This is a genomic window from Kribbella swartbergensis (assembly GCF_054784135.1).
Map to the genome: position 1 here is coordinate 1 of NZ_BAAGPM010000013.1, position 19,155 is coordinate 19,155.

At 68.9% G+C, this 19,155-nt stretch carries 18 protein-coding genes; 9 read left to right on the forward strand and 9 right to left on the reverse strand.

What is annotated here, in order from left to right; all coding sequences use genetic code 11:
* Positions 1-1,010 precede the first annotated feature (1,010 nt).
* Positions 1,011-1,613, forward strand: coding sequence for a gamma carbonic anhydrase family protein (locus ACYVOK_RS06375; protein ID WP_460661315.1), 603 nt, complete (start codon positions 1,011-1,013; stop codon positions 1,611-1,613).
* 646 nt (positions 1,614-2,259) lie between these two features.
* On the opposite strand, the gene ACYVOK_RS06380 is transcribed toward ACYVOK_RS06375, so the two are convergent.
* The 5 genes from ACYVOK_RS06380 to ACYVOK_RS06400 form a co-directional block, all read right to left on the reverse strand.
* Positions 2,260-2,901: a sucrase ferredoxin gene (locus ACYVOK_RS06380; RefSeq protein ID WP_460661316.1), complete on the reverse strand. Its 642-nt coding sequence runs from the start codon at positions 2,899-2,901 to the stop codon at positions 2,260-2,262.
* 1,309 nt (positions 2,902-4,210) lie between these two features.
* Positions 4,211-5,449: a cupin domain-containing protein gene (locus tag ACYVOK_RS06385; protein ID WP_460661317.1), complete on the reverse strand. Its 1,239-nt coding sequence runs from the start codon at positions 5,447-5,449 to the stop codon at positions 4,211-4,213.
* 5 nt (positions 5,450-5,454) lie between these two features.
* Positions 5,455-6,144: a BatC protein gene (locus ACYVOK_RS06390; RefSeq protein ID WP_460661318.1), complete on the reverse strand. Its 690-nt coding sequence runs from the start codon at positions 6,142-6,144 to the stop codon at positions 5,455-5,457.
* Between the two features lie 135 nt (positions 6,145-6,279).
* Positions 6,280-7,305: an Rv2231c family pyridoxal phosphate-dependent protein CobC gene (gene cobC / locus ACYVOK_RS06395; protein WP_460661319.1), complete on the reverse strand. Its 1,026-nt coding sequence runs from the start codon at positions 7,303-7,305 to the stop codon at positions 6,280-6,282.
* 50 nt (positions 7,306-7,355) lie between these two features.
* On the reverse strand, positions 7,356-8,147 hold the full coding sequence (locus ACYVOK_RS06400; RefSeq protein ID WP_460661320.1) for a carbon-nitrogen hydrolase family protein: 792 nt from the start codon (positions 8,145-8,147) through the stop codon (positions 7,356-7,358).
* A 59-nt stretch (positions 8,148-8,206) separates the two neighbouring features.
* Here ACYVOK_RS06400 and mobA point away from each other — a divergent pair, with 59 nt between their 5' ends.
* The 3 genes from mobA to ACYVOK_RS06415 are packed head-to-tail and all read left to right on the forward strand — an operon-like array spanning position 8,207 to position 10,620.
* The gene (gene mobA, locus ACYVOK_RS06405; RefSeq protein ID WP_460661321.1) at positions 8,207-8,746 is read left to right on the forward strand and encodes a molybdenum cofactor guanylyltransferase; all 540 of its coding nucleotides are present in this window, start codon (positions 8,207-8,209) and stop codon (positions 8,744-8,746) included.
* A gap of 3 nt (positions 8,747-8,749) precedes the next feature.
* Positions 8,750-9,625 (forward strand): phosphotransferase family protein, encoded by an 876-nt coding sequence (locus ACYVOK_RS06410; RefSeq protein WP_460661322.1) that lies wholly within the window; start codon positions 8,750-8,752, stop codon positions 9,623-9,625.
* A gap of 17 nt (positions 9,626-9,642) precedes the next feature.
* Complete coding sequence (locus ACYVOK_RS06415; RefSeq protein WP_460661323.1) at positions 9,643-10,620, forward strand: NAD(P)H-quinone oxidoreductase; 978 nt, start codon at positions 9,643-9,645, stop codon at positions 10,618-10,620.
* A gap of 193 nt (positions 10,621-10,813) precedes the next feature.
* On the opposite strand, the gene ACYVOK_RS06420 is transcribed toward ACYVOK_RS06415, so the two are convergent.
* Positions 10,814-11,230: a VOC family protein gene (locus ACYVOK_RS06420; RefSeq protein WP_460661324.1), complete on the reverse strand. Its 417-nt coding sequence runs from the start codon at positions 11,228-11,230 to the stop codon at positions 10,814-10,816.
* Positions 11,231-11,303: 73 nt separating this feature from the next.
* On the opposite strand from ACYVOK_RS06420, the gene ACYVOK_RS06425 reads away from it, so the two are divergent.
* The 3 genes from ACYVOK_RS06425 (at position 11,304) to ACYVOK_RS06435 (ending at position 13,298) form a co-directional block, all read left to right on the forward strand.
* The gene (locus ACYVOK_RS06425; RefSeq protein ID WP_460661325.1) at positions 11,304-11,879 is read left to right on the forward strand and encodes a TetR/AcrR family transcriptional regulator; all 576 of its coding nucleotides are present in this window, start codon (positions 11,304-11,306) and stop codon (positions 11,877-11,879) included.
* A 225-nt stretch (positions 11,880-12,104) separates the two neighbouring features.
* Complete coding sequence (locus ACYVOK_RS06430) at positions 12,105-12,635, forward strand: CGNR zinc finger domain-containing protein (RefSeq protein ID WP_460661326.1); 531 nt, start codon at positions 12,105-12,107, stop codon at positions 12,633-12,635.
* A 51-nt stretch (positions 12,636-12,686) separates the two neighbouring features.
* The gene (locus ACYVOK_RS06435) at positions 12,687-13,298 is read left to right on the forward strand and encodes a bacterial proteasome activator family protein (protein ID WP_460661327.1); all 612 of its coding nucleotides are present in this window, start codon (positions 12,687-12,689) and stop codon (positions 13,296-13,298) included.
* An 8-nt stretch (positions 13,299-13,306) separates the two neighbouring features.
* Here ACYVOK_RS06435 and ACYVOK_RS06440 read toward each other — a convergent pair whose 3' ends face one another.
* Positions 13,307-14,119 carry an HAD family hydrolase gene (locus ACYVOK_RS06440; RefSeq protein ID WP_460661328.1) on the reverse strand — a complete coding sequence of 271 codons (813 nt, stop codon included), beginning with the start codon at positions 14,117-14,119 and terminating at the stop codon, positions 13,307-13,309.
* Between the two features lie 573 nt (positions 14,120-14,692).
* Here ACYVOK_RS06440 and ACYVOK_RS06445 point away from each other — a divergent pair.
* Entirely contained in the window at positions 14,693-15,238 is a 546-nt protein-coding gene (locus ACYVOK_RS06445) for a WhiB family transcriptional regulator (RefSeq protein ID WP_460661329.1), read from the forward strand.
* Positions 15,239-15,398: 160 nt separating this feature from the next.
* Here the strand turns inward: ACYVOK_RS06445 and ACYVOK_RS06450 are convergent, their stop codons facing one another.
* Both ACYVOK_RS06450 and serS read right to left on the reverse strand, forming a co-directional pair.
* The gene (locus ACYVOK_RS06450) at positions 15,399-16,193 is read right to left on the reverse strand and encodes an HAD family hydrolase (RefSeq protein WP_460661330.1); all 795 of its coding nucleotides are present in this window, start codon (positions 16,191-16,193) and stop codon (positions 15,399-15,401) included.
* Positions 16,190-17,464: a serine--tRNA ligase gene (serS, locus tag ACYVOK_RS06455; protein WP_460661331.1), complete on the reverse strand. Its 1,275-nt coding sequence runs from the start codon at positions 17,462-17,464 to the stop codon at positions 16,190-16,192. The genes ACYVOK_RS06450 and serS overlap by 4 nt, the downstream gene beginning before the upstream one ends.
* 93 nt (positions 17,465-17,557) lie before the next feature.
* On the opposite strand from serS, the gene ACYVOK_RS06460 reads away from it, so the two are divergent.
* Positions 17,558-19,150 carry a bifunctional phosphatase PAP2/diacylglycerol kinase family protein gene (locus ACYVOK_RS06460; RefSeq protein ID WP_460661332.1) on the forward strand — a complete coding sequence of 531 codons (1,593 nt, stop codon included), beginning with the start codon at positions 17,558-17,560 and terminating at the stop codon, positions 19,148-19,150.
* Positions 19,151-19,155: the final 5 nt, after the last annotated feature.

Sequence of the window (19,155 nt, forward strand, 5' to 3'; positions counted from 1 at the left end):
CGCCACTGCCAACCCTCCCTCACCACAGCGCACCTCGATCACACCGCCGCTACCCCGCACCAAACGCGCACGCCGACCACCGCGCCGCACAGCCCCCCACGGCACCAGACCCCACCGCACCCCTGAACACCCTCCCGCGCACACCGACTGCATTTCCCAAACACCCTCCCGCGCCACACCACAGCGCACCCCCCGGAACACCCTCCCGCGCACCGAGCGCACCTCCCAGACCCCTCCCGCACCACACCACACCACAGCGCAACTCCCGAACGGACCCGCCGCTGCACCTCGACCAGAGCGCACCGACCATCCCGTCGCTGCCGTCCGCACCAAACACGCACCCCGACCACACCGCCGCACAGCGCCAGACACGCCGCACCCCTGAACACCCTCCCGCGCACACCAGAGCGCACCCCAAAACACCCTCCTGCGCCACACCAAAGCTCACCCGGAACACACCCGCCACTGCACCCCCGACCAGAGCGCACCGATCATCCCGTCGCTGCCCCCGCACCAAACACGCACCCCGACCACACCGCGCACAGCGCCCCCCACGGCACCCCGACCCCACCGCACCCCCGAGCACCCTTCCGCGCCAACCGAGCGCTCTTCCCAAACACCCCGCCGCTGGACCACCGGCACCAGACCGCCTCCGCATCCGCCCCGCACCAAGCGCCCGCCAACCCCGCGCCAACCCTGCGGCGAGCTCGGCGCCACGCCTTTCGAGAGCCGGCCCTCAAGCCCGCATTCATGCTCGCGTGACCACCTCGCGAGCCGAGCGGCTGACGAGTCAGCATTCATTGCACTCGATCGAACATCTGTTCTAATGTTTTCCTCGTTCGCGGTTCTCCAACCCCGGATCGTCCGGACGACCGAACCTCCCACCTTCGATGTGGACGGCCGCCGGGCACCGCCGCCCGGGTTGTGAGGGCCCGGGCAGTGGAGATCCGCACGCCGAACAGGTACAGCTAGCGAGGACGAGGTGATGCTCAACGAAGGGACAGCGCTGAATGCTGCTCGAACACCGCGGCCGACGACCGGTCGTGCCGGAATCCGCGTATGTCGCACCATCGGCAGTGCTCTGCGGCGCCGTCGTACTGTCCGAGGGCAGCCGCGTGCTGCACGGTGCCGTCCTGACCGCGGAGAACGGCGAGGTCCGTCTCGGTGAGAACAGTGTGGTGATGGAGAACGCCCTGGTACGCGGCCGGGCCGACCATCCCGCCCTGATCGGCGACGCGGTTCTGGTAGGTCCCCATGCACACGTCAACGGCGCCACGGTCGAGGACGAGGTCTTCATCGCCACGGGCGCCGCGTTGTTCCCCGGTTCGGTCGCCGGCAGGGGCGCGGAACTCCGGATCAACAGCGTGCTGCACGTGAACTCGCGCCTGGAACCCGGCGCCGTCCTCCCGATCGGGTGGATCGCGGTCGGCGACCCGGCCCAGCTCTTCTCGCCCGACCGGCACGAGGAGCTCTGGCAGATCCAGCGCGACCTGGACTTCCCCGGCACCGTGTACGGCGTCCCCCGCAGCACCCCCATGCGCGACATCATGTCCCGCCAATCCACCTTCTACGGCACCCACCACCAAGACCGCCTCCTACCGGACCCCGAGTAGTCAGCCACTCCGTCCCTCACGCCAAGCCGACCAGCAGCCGCACCCGAGCGTTCGAAGAGCGAGCTACTCGCACGCCCGTGCTGCGAATCGTGAGTCTGGTGCTGATCGGATTCGCATGGGGCTGGTCGTGTCGCGCGCGCTGACCTCGGCCCCTCGGTTGTAGGAGCCAACTGCCTGCCGCCGCGTGAAGCCAACTGCTTCAAACACCCGTCCGGCGGGTGCGAAGCCGGTTGGTGCGCTCGCAAAGTCCACCACCGCGGTACGCAGTTCGGGGATGCCGGGGCCGGCATGTAGTACACATGACCTTTGTCCAGCGCCTGCCGCGCGGCGGCCGCGCCATAGGGCCCGGCTGTCGTCGGCGTCCTAGCCAGCTGGCTGTCGCAGCGCGCGGCCAGCTGGGTGGAACGCCGCCAACTGCTTGTCGGCGTGCGCCAGTCACAGTCACCTGCCTGCCGCAGTACGCCGTCACCTGCGTGCCGCAGTACGCCGTCCCGTGCGTGCCGCAGTTTGCCGTCAGGTGCGGGTGGAGTTTCCGACAGGTGCGTGCCGCAGTTCGCCGTCACGTGCGCAGTTCGCCGTCATGTGCGGGTGCAGTTTGCGACAGGTGCGCGTGCAGTTGGCTGTCGGGTGCGTGTGCAGTTTGTTGTCAGGTGGTGGTGAGGGCGTGTAGTTCGAAGCGGCGGATTTGGGATGGGGTGGTGCCTGCGCAGGTCAGGCGGGCGTTGACGGTGTCGAGGTGGACGGACAGTTCGACGGTTACGGTTGCCGGCGCCTCGGCACCGCTCCGGGCGGACAGCGCGATTTGCCAGTGATTGTTGGGGAGTTGGTGGATCGAGCTGGGGACGAGGGCATCGACGGCCAGAGAGTGGCCGGCTGCGCGGGCGTAGTGCTGGGCGGCTTGGATAGCTGGGGCGAACGCACCTGATCCGCGGAGGAGGTCGGGCACGATGAGGCCCTCGTCGTAGTGCTTGGCGAGTTCGACGGCGCGGGATGCTGAGACGTGCCCGTAGAACAGCGCGTGCGGCAGTACGACGACGTTCGCCGCGAACCGGTCACCGCCGATGTGGCTGCACTCCCACGTGCGACCGGGGTAGGCAGCAGCCAGCGCGGCCGCCACTGGTCGCCCACGCACGGCACAGCACGCGTCGTGCCGCCCGTGCGTGCACACCAAGTAGATCGGCTCGTGGCTGACCTCGCCCGGCTCCTTCCCGGCGAGCACTTCCAGCGCGTGCTCGTCCGAGCGCAGTACACCCCACCGCATCGACTCACGCCCCGGTCGACTGTCCACCAACCCCCACCGCCGCGGCACCGACCGATCAATCCGCCCATACCGCCGAATCAACACAGGCCGATACCCCAACTCCCGACACAACCGCGCAACCTCAGCCCCCAACTCCACCCCCAAACCCCCGCTCGCCCCAACCGACAAGGACTCCGCAGAAGAGGCCGCAACCGGGGAGGACTCGTCCGGGGAGAGCTGACCCCGGGACGCTCCACCCTGGGACGGCTCACGCCGAGACAACCCACTCTGGGACGGCTCACTCCGGGACATCCCACCCTGCGACGGCTCACCCCGGGACGGCTCGACCATGCGGGACTCGAACCGCGAAGGCTCGTCCGGGAACGGTTCGCCCGGAGACGGCTCGCCCACGGCGGACTCAAACCGGGAGAGCTCGGCCGGGGACGTCTGGGATGCCCCACCCTGGGTCGGCTCACCACCGGACGGCTCGGGCATGCGGGACTCAAACTGGGAGGGCTCGTCCGGTGACGGCTCACGCCTGTCCAGCTCACCCAGGGAGCGCTCGGGTGGGGAGGGGCGGAGGGCTGTTAGGGCGTTGCGGGGCCAGGGGGTTCGGGACTCTATGAGGAGCCAGCGTTCGGCGGGTGGGGCTGTGGCGACGAGGGAGTCGCCGCGACGGTCGGCCAGCGCGGCACAACCCGCCTCCGGTCGATACCTCTCAGTCATAACCCGCCCGCCTCACGCCACCACACCATGCTCACACCTTTGTCTTCGCACCACGCTGACCGCAGCACACCACACCGAACCCGCCGCAGACCACAGCCGACCTACGCCACACCACCGCAGCCCACAGGCCAACCACCACAGCCGTTTCACGCCACCGCAACTCACCTTCCACCCACAGCCGCTTCACCACCGCAGCCGCCTCACACCACGCAGCCCACCCACCACACCGTTCACGCCACCGCAACTCACCTTTCACGCACAGCCGCTTCATCACTACAGCCGCCTCACACCACGCAGCCCACAGGCCACCACCACAGCCACTTCACCGCAACTCACCTGCCACCCACAGCCCCTTCACCTCTGCAGCCGCCTCGCACCACCACAACCCACCTTCCACCCACCACAGCCGCTCGTGCCGACCTCACCCGCGGCTGGTCCTGTGCGCGACGGTGACTGCAGCGCGCGGCCGGCTGTCGTGGTCGACCGGCGGCCGTGGGGGTATCGCGGGTGCAGCGGCCACGCTCGGGACCTGCCGCCACGGATACTCCACTCCTGCAGACGGGCTCGGGGGACGGGCTGATGGCGTGGCGGGTGGGGGTGTCACGTGGAGGTTGCTGCCTGGGGGCACCGGCTACGTGGTTGTCGTGACTAGGACGGCTTCGGTGAGGAGGCGGCGTACTAGGACTAGTTGGTCTTGGTCGTCGAGGCCCGGTAAGTCGCCTACCTTGTGGTCTGTGCCGGAGCAGAGGGCCTGGACAGCGTCGGCTGTGGTTGCCGGGAAGGTGATCGTGCGGTCCGGCAACTGGAGGACGACGGGATCCCCGGGTACGACGCGACACCGGAGGCCGGCGCGGAGGCGTACCGTCGTACCGACCGCCAACGATGCGATCGATGCGGCATGAGCCAGCGGGGCCAACGGTGCTGGACGACTGCTCGACCAAGTACGACGCCGCAGTCGCGCGGCCAACTCGTCGGGGGTCGCCGACAGGATCTGCTTGACGAAGAGCTCAGCCACCTCCGGCAAGACCTCAGCAACCTGGGCAGGGTCGCCGGCATCGAAGCCAAGCGGCAACGCAGCACGCAACGCGGCCTGGTCCGCAGCAAGCGCGGCAAGCTCCTGCACTAGCAGATACCGCGTCAGGGTGTGCAGCCCGACAGTCAGGTGCGCACTGACTCCACCCAGCGCCTTCGCCGAGTGCAGGAACCCCCGCGGCACGTACAGCGCGTCTCCCGGCCGCAGTACGTCGTCAATCACAGGAGCCTTGTCACGCGCGGCAGCTGCCACAGCCTGCGAGTGGTCAGTCCACGGTTGGTTGCGCAGCGGATCCACGTGTACTGGCTCGTGCACGGTCCAGTGTTTCTCACCCGCCACCTGCAGCACGAACACGTCATGTACGTCGTAATGCGCAGAGAACCCCTGTGACTCAGGCGGAGTGATGTACGCGTTGATCTGCACCGGGTGACCCGCGTCCACCGTCAACTGCGTGGCGAAGTCGACGAGAGCCGGCCAGGTGCGGTGGAGAGCCTGCAACACGACGGTGTGCCCGCTGGCGAAGAGGGCTGCCACCTTGTCGTCGCGCACCTGGTCCGCGATCTCCGCGCCTACACCGCCGGAGCCGGTGAACTGCGCGTCGCCGACGACCGCTCCGTTCTTCGCGATCCGCAGGAACGGCGTTCGCAGGCCGCGACGGGACAGCAACTCGTCCGCGGCCTCGAGGCTGAACAGGTCGTCGTACGGCGCCGGCAGATCCGGACCGTGCGACAGCAGAGCCCGCGCGCCCCAGTAGGAGCGCGCGAACTCATCCAGATCACCTGCGACACAACGCCGGAGAGCCGGGCGCTCGTCCGGCAGCGGCCCGGCCTCCCGCACCGCACTCACCAACTTCCGGAGCCCCCGCTGGTCCCACGGTCGGCACCTCCGTCGGCACCGCCGTCGCTGACGCCTGGCGAGGCGCCACCGTCAGCAGTTCCTTCCGAACCACCCCCGGCACCGCTATCGGCACCTCCGTCGGCGCCGCCGTCGCTGACACCAGGCGAGGCACCACCGTCCGCGAGACCCTCGCCACCACCGCTAGCAAGACCTTCCTCCAAGCCGGCCCCACCATCGGCACCGCCGTCCGTGCCACCCGGCACGGCACCGCCATCCGCAAGCCCTTCACCCGAGCCAGCTCCAGCACCACCGTCGGCCCCACCATCGGCACCGCCGTCCGTGCCACCCGGCACGGCACCACCATCCGCAAGCCCTTCACCCGAGCCAGCTCCAGCACCACCGTCAGCGCCACCATCGGCACCGCCGTCCGTGCCACCCGGCACGGCACCACCGTCCGCAAGCCCTTCACCCGAGCCGGCCCCGGCACCACCGTCCGCGCCACCGTCGGTCGCGCCCTGGGTGGCTCCGCCATCCCCCGGTCCCTCGGCGCCGTACCCGCCGGCCGTCGTGTCGTTGCCCTGACCCGAGGCGCCGCCGTCGGCACCGCCGTCCGTCGCACCCGCGGTCGCGCCACCGTCCGCCAGACCCTCTTCACCTTCGGACGAGGTCGTCATGTCGTCGTCGTTGAGACTCATGTTCGCTGCTCCCTTCGCACCGTGGAACCGCGGGTGCCGGGATCGAGCAGGCACCCTGCGACCATCCTGTGCGCAAATGGCAGTCCGACTAAACCCCTCGAGGGTTACAGCGACCATTCGGTTGGACGGCGGCCGTCACCCGGCCGGAATCAGATCCCGCCAGACCTTCACGAACGCTTCGGTGATCTCCGCCGGACGTACGGCGATCCGCAGCCAGTCCGGCCCGAGTCCCGGAAAGGTGTCCCCCCGGCGGACCGCGTATCCACGCTCACGCAAGGCATTCCGCAGTACGTCGGCCCCCTCGATCCGCACCAGCACGAACGGCCCCCGCGGCACGCCGTACGTCGTGACACCAGTCAAGGCGTCCAGCAGATACGCCCGCTGCCGCTCGAGCTCGACAGCGGCCCGAGCAGCCTCGGCGAGCGCCTGCCCGTTGCTGCAGGCAATGGCCGCGGCCAGCGCAGGAGTGGACACCGGCCAGTGCGGCTGGACCGCCGCCAACTGCTCGACGAGTCCCGGCGCCGCGAGCACATAACCGATCCGCAGCCCAGCGAGGCCCCAGGTCTTGGTCAGGCTCCGGATCACGATCAGCCCGGGGATCGGCGCGCCCGCCAGAGATTCCGGCTCACCCGGCACGGCGTCCATGAAGGCCTCGTCGACGACCAGGATCCGGCCCGGCCGGGCCAGTTCGCGAAGGTCGTCGGCACGGTGGAGCACGGACGTCGGGTTGGTCGGATTGCCGACAACAACGAGGTCGGCGTCGGCCGGTACGGCGCCCGGATCGAGGACGAAGCCGTCCTCGGGCCGCAGGATCACCCGGTCCACCAGATGACCGGCCGACCGCAGCGCGGCCTCGGGCTCGGTGAACTGCGGATGCACCACAACCGCGTGCCGCGGCCGGAAGGCCCGCGCGATCAGCACGAACGCCTCGGCTGCACCGGCGGTCAGCAACACCCGATCCGGCGTCACCCGATGCCGCCCCGCGACTGCCGTCAACGCGGCATCCTGCCGTGGGTACGCCGCGAGGTCGGTCAAACTGGCCGTGATCTCGTCGACCAGCCAGCCGGGTGGAGTGCCGATCCTGACGTTGACCGCGAGGTCGACCAGCCCACCCCCGACCTCGAGATCGCCGTGATGCTCCAGATCAAACCCGTCGGCCACCCCAGGAGGCTAACCGCTCCGGGCCCGCCGAAGGTGTGTGAGTCCGCGCACTATCGAGGAGTCACGGTGTAGCGGCGGTTCTGCAGCGACGGGTTCCGAAGGCGTACGTCGGCCAACCGGTCCGCCGACAGATCCGCAAAAGCGTGCCCGTCCGCCTCGCCGACGGAGGCGATCGTGACGCCTTGAGGGTCGATGACCTGGCTCAGTCCGCAGTACTTCTTCCCGTTCTGGGCGGCAGCCACGACGTAGCAGGTGTTCTCCACCGCGCGAGCGGTCAGCAACGTCGTCCAGTGGTGTTCCTTCAGCGGACCACGGACCCAGGCCGCCGGTACGACGAGGGCCTCGGCACCCGCGTCGACGAGGGCGCGAGACAGCTCCGGGAAGCGCAGGTCGTAGCAGGTCATCAGCCCGAGCGAGAACTCTCCGACCTTGACGACCACCGGCGCCACATCTCCCGCGGTCAGCTGATCGGACTCCTTGTAGCCGAACGCGTCGTACAGATGGATCTTCCGATAGGCACCCAGCAGCGAGCCGTCCGCGCCGACCGCCAGCAACGTGTTGTACGGCCGGTGCTGGTCGCAGCTGAGCTCGAACATCCCCGCCACGATCGCCACCCCGTGGTCCACCGCGCACTTGCGCAGCGTGCTCACGAACTCCCCGTCCAGCGCCTCCGCGGCCTCCGCCACCGACCCGCCCTCGACCGCGAAGTCGGCCATGATCGCTTCCGGCAGTACGACGAGGTCGGGCCGCTCATGGGCCGCATCGGCGACGACCCGCGTCACCAACTCCCGGTTGGCGGCCTTGTCGTAGCTGCTGGCGGCCTGCACCACGGCGATCTTCATTACTCCATGGTGCCCGAAACAGGTTGCTGCCGGTGGTCCGAGCCGGGAAGACTGCCGTCGTGGAGTACGACGCGCTGGTCCTCGCCGGGGGTGGGTCGACCCGGTTCGGCGGAGCTGACAAGGCGATGCTGGTGCTCGACGGCGTCACGCTGCTGGACCGCGTCCTGACGGCAACGGCAGACGCCACGTCGACAGTGGTCGTGGGTCCGGTGCGTACGACGTGCCGCCCGGTCGACTGGACTGTTGAGGATCCGCCGTCCGGAGGCCCGGTCGCAGGCATCGCGGCCGGCTTGGCCCACGGCACAGCACCCGTGGTCGTGGTGCTCAGCTGCGACCTCCCCTGGCTCGAGAGGGACGACATCGCCCATCTGGTCAACGGCCTCGGCGACCACGACGGCCACGGTCTGCGCGACACCGGCGGCCGCGAACAACACCTCGCCGCGGCCTACCGCCGTACGGCGCTCGCCGAAGCCATCAAGCAGGTCGGCGATCCCCGGGACAAACCGGTACGGCGCACACTCGCCGGTCTCGACATGAGCTGGTCCGCACCGACCCGGGCCGGCCGCGACGTCGACACCTGGTCCGACCTCGACGACTGATCCGTGGACATCGCCGCGATCGTCGCCAAGGCCTGCCCCGGCAGCGAAATCGAAGACGTCGTACGCCGTACCGGCGGCCAGTTGAGCACAGTCTTCGAAGTACGGCGAACAGCCGCCGAGCCGCTGATCGTCAAGATCTACGAACCCGAGTGGGCCTGGAAACAAGCCAAGGAGATCCACGTCTACGGCCTGCTGTTGACGGAGCTCGGCAACGCGGTCCCGCACGTGATCGACACCGGTGACCGTTTCACCGTGCTCTCCAAGCTGGACGGCGTACCACTGTCCGAGACCGATCCGCCCGACTGGCGAGCGACGTACGAACAACTCGGGCAACTCCTCGCCCGCGTCCATAGCATCGGGCAACCGGCGTACGGTTACCTCACCGACGATATCCTCGACCCGCTGCCGGACAACGCGCAGTACATGCGTCGTCAATTCGCCAAGAAACTCAGGGAGTTCGCCGACCTCGGAGGCGACTCCGAGCTCCACGAGGCTATTCACCGGTACGTCGAGACGCATGCCGTGCTCTTCGAGGCCAACCGGGCACCGGTCCTGTGTCACAACGACTTCCATGAGGGCAACGTGCTGGTGGATCCGGCTACCTGGCGCGTCACCGGCTTCATCGACGTCGAGAACGCGATCGCCGCCGACCCGCTGATGGACCTCGCCAAGACGGAGTCCTACTCCATCCGCGGGAACGCCGACAAACTCGACGGTCTGCGGGCCGGGTACGGCGAACTGCCGCCGGACTGGCGTGAACGGACCACCGTCTACCGGCTCTACCATTCGCTCGAACTATGGGACTGGTTCGCTTCGATAGGCAACGCGGTTCACCTCGACAGCATCGCCCGGGACATGGCCGAGACCGTCGGCAGGTAGCGGGTACGGTGTGCAGCATGCGAGCTGTCGTGTGTGAGGGTGCCGGCGGGATCGACGTTCTGGCGATCGGTGAGGTCGAGGATCCGAAACCGGCCGTCGACGAGGTCGTCATCGACGTGGTCGCCGCGGGCGTGAACCGGGCCGACCTCCTGCAGCGGCAGGGGCACTACCCACCGCCGCCCGGCGCGCCGGGAACGATCGGGCTCGAGGTCTCCGGCACGATCTCCGCCGTCGGCGACGAGGTCGAGGGCTGGTCCGTCGGCGACGAGTGCTGTGCGCTGCTCGCCGGTGGCGGGTACGCCGAGAAGGTCGCCGTACCCGCGCCGCAGGTGATGCCCGTTCCGGACGGTCTCGACCTGATCAGTGCGGCCGCCCTGCCCGAGGTGGTCGCGACCGTGTGGTCGAACGTGTTCATGACCGCACACCTCAAGGAGGGCGAGACGCTGCTCGTCCACGGCGGCGCGTCGGGGATCGGCACGATGGCGATCCAGCTCGGCGTCGCACACGGCGCGCGCGTGCTGTGCACGGTCGGCAACACGGACAAGATGGAGTTCTGCACCCGGCTCGGCGCGGATGTCGCGATCAACTACAAGGAAGCCGAGTGGGCCTCGGTGGTGAAGGAGGCCACCGGCCAGGCGGGCGCCGACGTCATCCTCGACATCATCGGCGCGAAGTACCTGACGGACAACGTGAAGTCGCTCGCGTACGACGGTCGCCTGGTGGTCATCGGGCTCCAGGGCGGCGTCAAGGGCGAGCTCGACCTCGGCCGGCTGATGAGCCGACGCGGCTCGATCACCGGCGCCGGCCTGCGCGCCCGCTCGGTGGCGGACAAGGGCCGCATCCTCACCGAGGTCGTCGGCCACGTCTGGCCGCTGGTCGCGGAGAAGAAGGTGCGCCCGATCGTGCACACCACCTTCCCCCTCGACCAGGTCGCCCTTGCCCACGAGACCCTCGAGCAGTCCACCCAGATCGGCAAGGTCCTCCTCACCACCTGACACTCCGCCGCGATCCAGCCCATCCGGCGCGTTCATCGGGTGCCTGACTGCTCGGTCGCCGGCCAATCCCCGACGTCGCCGCCCACGTCTCAGGGGTCAACCCCTCAGCCGATGGGTTGCGCACCCAGTATCCGGCTCCGCAACGCCCCATCGCAGGGGTTGACCCCTGAGATGGGGGTGGGTGGGCCGCCGCTCACGTCGCCGGGATGTTGGCGGCCAACCACTCCGGGTCCGGCTCGACCAGTTGGATGACGTCCAGCCAGGTCCCCTCGGGATCGCGGACGAAGAAGTGCCGCTGCCCGAACGGCTCGGTGACCACCTCGGTCTCGAGCTTCACGCCCGCTTCGGTCAGCGACTCCGCGACCTTGTCCGCGTCCGGGACGACGAAGCCGAACACGTTCGTGCTCTCGGTGAGTTTGCTGACCGCGGCGGGCACGGTCTCGTGCCCACGCCGGCAGACCGCGATCTCCCAGTCGGCCCCGCCGCGCCGCAGCGTCAGGAACCAGCCGAGGTCGAGCGTGAGCTCCAGATCGAGGTGCTGCTGATAGAAGGCGGCGACCTCCGCCGGCCGGTCGGTGACCACGGTGGCGCCGAATGATGCCGGTTGCATACGCTCTCCTGACTACTACAGCTGTCGTTGTTGTGCACGACAGTTGTAGTGGATGTCTGCTAGCCTTGTCAACATGCCGAGGAACCCAGAACGCCGTACCCAACTCGCCGACGCCGGCCTCGCCGTGCTCGCCGAAGCCGGCGCCCGCGGCCTGACCCACCGAGCCGTCGACGCCGCGGCCGGACTCCCGGCCGGTACGGCGTCCAACTACTTCCGCACCCGCGACGCGCTGCTCGGCGCGCTCGGCGAGCGCATCTTCGAGCGGCTCGCCCCGGACGAAGCCGTGCTCGAACCGCTGTCGAAGCGGGAGCCGGGCGTCGACCTGATGATCGACTACGTCCACTACATCGTCGAGCGACTCCTGGACCGACCGGAGCTTTCCCTTGCCCTCCTGGAACTCCGGCTCGAAGCGGCCCGCCGGCCCGGCCTGCACGAGATCCTGTCCCGCACGCTCAGGCAGGGCTTCGACGCCGATGTCGCCTTCAACTCCAACGCCGGTCTGCCCGGCGGCGCCGAGGAGATCCGCCTCCTCCACTTCGCCGTCGACGGCCTCGTCCTCGACCAACTGACTCCAGGCACCGGCCGCCCGTACGACGTGCGGGCCACCACCGAACGCCTGGTCCGCCGCCTGGTCCGGGAAGACCGGTAAAGGTTGCCGACAGCAACAAGCTGGGACGGCTGACCCGCCACGATCCGGGCACGCTCGGGATAGGCGACCGGGTACGGCGGGGTGCTGGTGACTCGCCACTGGCCGCAGGCGCACCGTTGATAGACGACCAGGCCTTCACTGACCTGGTGGGAGGACGCCACGGTCCAACGGTGGCGGTGGGCTTCAAGTCTGGCTGTCATGTGCTCATCGTGATGTAATGCCATTATGCATCTCAACCCTTACGGCGCCGACGCGGTGCTCTTGGCCGTCAACCTGGTCACACGACCGGCCGGGACCCCGGAGGAGCTGGCTCAGCGGTGCGAGGAGAGCGGAGTCGAGAGCCGGTTGGTGCGTGAGCGTCGTGTCACGGCCGCGGACCTGGCCGCCGTACGGGTCGCGCTGGACGAGTGGCTCGAGGTGGTCGACGCGAAGGACGAGCAAACCCGCGTCGACCTGATCAACGCGATGCTGGCGAAGTACACCGAGCATCCGAGGCTGACCAACCACGCGGGAGACGGCTGGCACATGCACTACCGCCCGGACAACGTCTCGGTCGGACGGCTGGTCGCAACGCTGATCAGCACGGGTACGGCGTTGCACCTGGCCGGCCGCGGCATCACCCGGCTCGGCCGGTGTGCGACGGAGGGTTGCGACAACGTGTACGCCGACCTGTCTCGAACCGGCCGGCAGCGTTACTGCAGTCCCGCCTGCGCCAACCGGGACGCCGTACGACGCCACCGCGCTCGCTCCTCGTAGTCGCGCCCAGCCGCCACTCGGTTCTGCGCGAGCGCCGCCTAGGATGGGCAGATGACCGAGAGCAGCAGCGAGGGCCAGGAAGTTCCGATGGCCGGGGCGCGGACCGAGGACGGCAAGGTGCTGATCGTCGGGCCGGACGGCATGGCCGTCGAGGGGCCGCCGCGCTCCGACAACGACCAGGACGAGCAGGACGAGCCGCGGTCGGTGACCGAGCTCGTCGAGCAGCCGGCCAAGGTGATGCGGGTCGCGAACATGATCCGGCAGCTCCTCGAGGAGGTGAAGTCGGCTCCGCTCGACGAAGCCTCCCGGCAGCGGCTGAAGTCGATCCACGAGGTCTCCATCAAGGAGCTCGAGAGCGGGCTCGCGCCGGAGCTGGTCGAGGAGCTGGAGCGGCTCAGCCTCGACTTCACCGACGACAGCGTTCCCACCGAGGCGGAGCTGCGGATCGCGCAGGCCCAGCTGGTGGGCTGGCTGGAGGGTCTGTTCCACGGCATCCAGACGGCGTTGTTCGCCCAGCAGATGGCAGCGCGCCAGCAGTTGGAGCAGATGCGGCGCGCTTTGCCGGGCGGACAGCAGGTCCGGGGCGAGGAATCCCCCGGCTTCCCGGGCGCACCCCAGGCGAACAACACCGACGGTCCCGGCAGCGGCGGGATGTACCTGTAACTCTCAGTTCACCGGCGGAACAACCTCTCGAGGACGGCGGCGACGCCGTCCTCGTCGTTCGACGGACAGACCTCGTCGACGATCGCCAGCACCTCGGCATGCGCGTTGGCCACCCCGTACGACGTACCGGCCCAGGCGAGCATCGGCAGATCGTTGATCGAGTCACCGAAGGCGATCGCCTCGCTCGCCGAAATCCCTTGGCCGACGGCGAAATCGGCCAGCATCGCCGCCTTCGACACACCGCTGGCGGAGATTTCGACCAGACTGGTCCCGCCGCTGTGGCTGGCGGTGACCCGGCCGGCGACCACCGGGTTGATCCGGGCCAGCAACTCGTCGGAATGCCAGCTCGGATGCCGGACGAGCAGCTTCGCGGCCGGCTCGGACAGCAGCACCTCGATGCCGGCGACCAAGGCGTCCTCGGGTCTCGGCCAGCGGTTCAGGTAGTGCGGCTCCTGTCCGTAACGGTCCGATCGCTCGATCGCGAACTCCACGTCGGGAATCTCGGCCCGGATCGCCTGGGCCACCTCGAGTGCGACGGCCGGCTCGATCAACCGGGTCCGGATCGGCTGCCGCCGGACGACGTCGTACAAAATGGCGCCGTTGGCAACGATCGCGACACCGTGTTCGCCGACCAGGTCGTCCAGATCGTGCAGCCAGCGAGGTGGACGTGCGGTGACCATCACGAAAACACTTCCGGCACGCTGCGCCGCGAGCACCGCCGCACGTGTGCGTTCGGAGATGGTCCCGTCGCTGTGCACCAGGGTTCCGTCCAGATCGGTGGCGATCAGACGCGGTCGGCGGGGATCTTCGGAGGCTGTCACCGCACCACCGTATCCGGGACGTGAGGATTGCTCATTACCCCTCCCGGCACTGTCGGCGCAAGCGATCGGACAGCCGATTTGAGACGTTTCTGACTTATCTGATTGAGGCTTGAACAACGTCACCAGACCGTTACGGCAGGATGCTGCAAAGGCAGCAAGTTCCCCTGCTCAGCGCGGTTTACGCATGATTTCATGCGGTGGTCTGGAGGGGAACCGGGGGCGATTCAGCCGCGTCGTAAGCCTGTTCTGGATCAGCGCGACTGGAGCAACCCACCGCCCTGGAAGCACAAACAAACGTCGAAGAACTGTTGTGGAGTTGGCTGCAACCAAAACCACGGCAGCGGCGTCAACAGTTATGGATCGATGCGTCCCGTGGGGGACGACACGGTGGGTCGGCAACATTCGCCGATTCATCAGCTAGTGGATCCGCGTGGCCGAACGTCGTTCACCGTTCGTTCATTCGGGTCCGAATACTTGGGGAGCCACATGACCGTCAACAGCGCCAATCTAGCGGGATCAGGGGGCAGCAGTTCCCGAGCCGCTGTCGACACATCTTCCACCATGGAAGGGGCAATGACCGGCTGTATCGCCCGGTCGGACATTTTCCAGCACCGGCTGATGGAAGAGCCACCGCCCGCATCCGCCACCCGGCGGACCCGTGAGCGGTACGAACAACTCGTGCGCGAGGCGAAGGCTCTGTGCGCCGCGTGCCCGCTGTTCACCGACTGCCTGTACAGCGCGGTCGCCGAACACGACGTCAGCGGTTTCGTCGCCGGAACCACTGCCGCACAACGGCGTTCGATGCGCAACCTGCTCGACATCGAGGTGCAGGCCGACGACTTCGACCAGCTCGCCGGGGCCCGTGGGACCCGCCGGCCGGTCAGTCACGAAGAGGTGCTGCGGCTGCGCACGCAGTACCCGAACGACAGCCTGGAATCGCTGGCCATGCGGCTCGGTTGCTCGCTGTCGACGGTGAAGCGTCACCTGCGCCGGGCGCGCCGCGGGCAGAGCCCGGCCGCCAAGACCCCGCGACCGCGGCCCGCGGTCAGCGCTGTCCTCGACGCCTTCGACACGGTCGTCGACCAGCAATGCCGGACCGGCGGCAGCCGGGTGGCCTGATCCGATACTCGGCCCGCCAGCGGACTATCGGAATCCGACAGCGAAGGCCCGGAACTTCTGCTTCCGCAGGGGTTCCGGGCCTTTCGGTTGCCTGGAGCAAATGGAGCTGTCAAGCCTTTCGATCCTGATCGAAAGGTCCTCCTGCCTGGCGACGGTCCGGTCAGAACCAGCGGTTGAGGACGTCGGCGACGCCGTCGTCCTGCACCGACTTGGTCACCTCGTCGGCGGCCGCCTTGACCTCGTCCGGCGCCGACTCCATCGCGATCCCGAGACCGGCGTACGTCAGCATCTCGATGTCGTTGCGTCCGTCCCCGATCGCGACCAGCCCGGACGGATCCAGGTCGTACTGCGCGAGCGCGACCTTCAGCCCGGTCGACTTGTCCACGCCCTCGGGCGCGATGTCCAGCCACGCGGTCCAGCCGACGAAGTAGCTGACGCCGTGCAGGCCGAGGCGTTCCGCCAGCTGGACGAAGTCCGCCTCCGACTGCTCCGGGTCCCGGATGATCAACCGGGTCACGGGTTCCGGCGCCAGCTCGTCGTCGCTGACCACCCGGATCCGTGCGTCGTACCCGAGATCGCCGTCCGGGAACGGCGCGGTGACCAGATAGCTGCCGTCGTGCTCCTCGACCGCCATCCGGGCGTTCGGTGCGTGTCTGCGCACCGACTCGATCACCGTCGTCGGGTCGAAGGTCCGCTCGTCCACCAGCTCACCGGACGGGAACCGCATCGTCCGCGCACCGTTGCTGCAGACAACCAGTTCACCGGCGGCCAGGCCGAGCAGCTCGGCCACCGGCCTGGTGGTCTGCCAGCCCCGGCCGGTGGCCAGGATCACCGGCACCTCGGCGGCGGCACGCCGTACCGCGTCGATCACTGCGGGCGACAGCTGCTCGTCGTGGTCGAGGAGGGTGCCGTCGATGTCCAGGGCAACGGCCGTCGGCCGTTGACCGTCCCTCATCTGCCAACCGGTTCGAGGACCTCGCGACCGCCGACGTACGGACGCAGTGCGGCCGGCACCCGGACCGAACCGTCGGCCAGCTGGTGCGTCTCCAGGATGGCGACGATCCAGCGGGTGGTGGCCAGCGTCCCGTTCAGCGTCGCGACCGGCTGCGTCCTGCCGTCGGCGTCCCGGTGCCGGATGTTCAGCCGGCGAGCCTGGAAGTCGATGCAGTTCGACGTCGAGGTCAGCTCGCGGTACCGGCCCTGCGTCGGCACCCACGCCTCGCAGTCGAACTTCCGGTACGCCGAGATGCCGAGGTCACCGGTCGCGGTGTCGATCACCCGGTAGCACAGCTCCATCTTGTCGAGCATCTCCTTCTCCCAGTTCAGCAGCCGCAGATGCTCCTCGGCCGCCTCCTCGAGGGTGCAGTAGGAGAACATCTCGACCTTGTCGAACTGGTGGACGCGGATGATGCCGCGGGTGTCCTTCCCGTGCGAGCCGGCCTCCTTGCGGTAGCACGACGACCAGCCGGCGTACCGGATCGGGCCGTTGGACAGGTCGAGGATCTCGTCCATGTGGTAGCCGGCCAGCGACACCTCCGACGTACCGACCAGGTAGAGGTCCGGGTCGGCCAGCCGGTAGACGTCGTCGTGGGCGGACAGGTAGCCGGTGCCACCCATCACCTCGGGCTTGACCAGGGTCGGCGTGATCATCGGCACGAACCCGGCCTCGACCGCCTGCTGGATCGCCAGCTGCAGCATGCCGAGCTGGAGCAGCATGCCGGCGCCCTTGAGGAAGTAGAACCGCGAGCCGGAGATCTTCGCACCGCGTTCCATGTCGATCGCGCCGAGCAACTCACCCAGCTCCAGGTGGTCACGCGGCTCGAAGCCCTCGGCGGCGAAGTCGCGGGGCTTGCCGATCTCCTCGACCACGACGTAGTCGTCCTCGCCGCCGACCGGCGCCTCGTCGGACACCAGGTTCGGCAGCGCGCGGGCCAGCTCGTCGAAGCGGCGCTCGGCCTCGTTCGCGGCAGCCTCGTTCGCCTTCACCTCGGCGGCCAGCGTCTTGGTCCGCTCCAGCAGCGCGGCCCGCTCGTCGCCCTTGGCCTGGGCGACCTGCTTGCCGAGCGACTTCTGCTCGGCGCGCAGCGCCTCGAACGCGGAGATGGACGATCGACGCTCACTGTCGGCCACCAGAATCCGGTCGACCAGGTCCGTACTCTCGCCGCGCTTGGCCAGGGCCGCACGCACGACATCGGGGTTCTCACGGAGCAGTTTTGCGTCAATCACACGACGAGGGTATCGGGGCGTGTCAGAACCGGCGAAGTCTATTCGGGATGATGGGCTTGCGGTAGGCGACTACTAGGGGGAACCGAGCGGGCCATGAACCACCATCCACCCAGTCCGGTAGGCCGTGCGCTCACGGTCGTGCTGGGTGCGCTGCCCTTCACCGTGGTCACCTTGCTCGTCTTCAACCAGTGGCCGCCGCTCGAGCGCTGGGATCGGACCCTCGCCGCCCGGGCCGCCGCGTACGGCTCTGTCCGCAACGACTTCGTCGACTTCTGGCAGGTGGTCGGTGCGGTGACCCAGCCCTGGGTGCTGCGCACGGTGATGGTGGTCGTCGCGGTGTACCTCTGGCAGCGGCGCGCCCGGGTGCTGACCATTTGGCTCCTGGTGACCGCAGGCGCTGAGCTCGGTCTGGTGCAAGCGGCGAAGCACATCTTCGACCGGCCACGACCCGACGGGATGCTCGCCACGGCCGACAGCTGGGCGTACGTGTCCGGTCACGCCACCGCGGCGTTCGTGATGGCCGGCGCGCTGGGCGTGGTGCTGCCGTCCGTCCGGGGCTGGCGCCGACGGTTTCGCCTGCTGGTCGCGCTGCCCACCATCGCCGTCGTCTGGCTCACGTCGGTCGACCGGATCGCGCTGAACGTCCACTACGTGTCCGACGTGCTCGGTGGCTGGGCGCTCGGCCTGGCCATCCTGACCGCCACCTCGATCGGCTTCGGCCTGCGACCAGGACTGCGCCGACGACGTCGCCGTACCCCTGCGGCCGACGACGGTACGACGACTCCGCCACGGGCCGCCGTGATCGTCAACCCGATCAAGGTCGGCGACGGGGTGGCGTTCCGGCGGAAGGTGACGCGGGCGCTGGCGCTGCGCGGGTTCGATGACCCGCTCTGGCTGGAGACCCGCGAGGACGACGCCGGGAACGCGATGGCCAAGCGGGCCATCGAGAATGAGTCGGACCTGGTGCTGGTGGCAGGCGGCGACGGCACGGTGCGGGTCGTCTGCGCGGCGCTCGCGCACACCGCGATCCCGGTCGGGGTCATCCCGGCCGGCACCGGCAACCTGCTGGCCCGCAACCTGCACATCCCGCTCGACCTGGACGACGCGCTGGAACGGGTCCTGGAGGGCCGCAACCGGCGGATCGACCTGGTCAAGGTGCACGGCGACGAACTCGACACCGACCGGTTCGCGGTGATGGCCGGGCTCGGGCTGGACGCCGCGATCATCTCCGACGCGCCGCCGCACCTGAAGCGTCAGATCGGCTGGACGGCGTACCTGGTGTCGGCGGCGAAGAACATCAACCACCCGTCGGTCCGGGTCCAGCTCACCCTCGACGACGATCTCACGATCGAACGCCGGGTCCGGACCGTCGTGGTCGGCAACGTCGGCATGCTGCAGGCGAACATCCCGCTGCTCCCGGACGCCCGGCCGGACGACGGCCTGCTCGACGTGGTGGTGATCGCGCCGCGGCGGGTGACCCAGTGGCCGATCGTCGTCTGGCGGCTGCTCACCCGGACGAACCGCCACGACATGTACCTGGAACGCTTCACCGGTCGGAAGGTGGAGATCACCGCGGCGGTCGACGTACAGCGGCAACTGGACGGGGACCCGATCGGGCCGGGGCGCTCGCTGACGGCGGAGATCGAGGCCGGCGCACTGGTCGCCCGCGTTCCCAAGCGCCGCTGAGGTCT